This is a genomic window from Gordonibacter pamelaeae 7-10-1-b, assembly GCF_000210055.1.
Classification (GTDB): Bacteria; Actinomycetota; Coriobacteriia; order Coriobacteriales; family Eggerthellaceae; genus Gordonibacter; species Gordonibacter pamelaeae.
In genome coordinates, this window is record NC_021021.1 from 2319485 (window position 1) to 2320415 (window position 931).

General features: G+C 71.1%; 1 protein-coding gene. It reads left to right on the forward strand.

Annotated features, from left to right (window positions below):
• The coding region (locus tag GPA_RS10840; protein ID WP_156791165.1) for a radical SAM protein at window positions 1-931 on the forward strand (931 nt) is incomplete at both ends.

Consider the following 931-nt stretch of genomic DNA (forward strand, 5'->3'; position numbering starts at 1 on the left):
CTCTACCGCTGGCGTGCGGAGCCCGAGGCCCAGGAGGCGGGCTCGTGGATCGAGCCCGTGGAGGAGGGCCTGCCCGTGCGCATAGAGAAGCGCCTGTTCGAGGGCTTTGCGGAAAGCCCCGGATGGGAGCCGTGCATCGTGCCGTTCACCGAGGTGGTGCACGACCGCCTGAACGTGGAGGTGCTGCGCGGGTGCGCCCGCGGCTGCCGCTTCTGCCAGGCGGGCATGATGTACCGCCCCGTGCGCGAGCGCTCGGCCGACAACGTGGTGGCGTCCACGCTTGCGGGGCTCGCCGCCACGGGCTACGACGAGGTGAGCCTGACGTCGCTCTCGTCGACGGACCACTCCCAGATCGCGGACATCCTCACGCGCCTCAACCGCGCGTGCGACGGCAAGGGCGTGCGGATATCAGTGCCCTCGCAGCGCCTGGACGCGTTCGGCGTGGACATGGCGGGCTTGGTGGCGGGCCAGAAGAAGGGCGGCCTCACGTTCGCGCCCGAGGCCGGCACGCAGCGCCTGCGCGACGTCATCAACAAGAACGTGACCGAGGAGGACCTGTTCGGCGCCCTGGACGCCGCGTTTGCGGCCGGATGGCGGCGCGTCAAGCTGTACTTCATGATAGGCCTGCCCACCGAGACGGACGAGGACATCAAGGGCATCGCCAGCCTGGCGAGCCGCGCCTACGACCGCGCGAAGGCTGCCGTGCCGCCCGAGCAGCGGGGCAACGTGCGCGTGAGCGTGTCGTGCGCCCTCTTCGTGCCGAAGGCGCAGACGCCGTTCCAGTGGGACGGCCAGATAGCGCCCGAGGAGGCGCTGCGCCGCGTGGGCATCCTGCGCCGCAGCGTGAAGTACAAGGCCGTGGACGTGCACTGGCACGACCCGGCCACGAGCTTCGTGGAGGCGGTCATGAGCCGTGCGGGCCGCGAGGCGG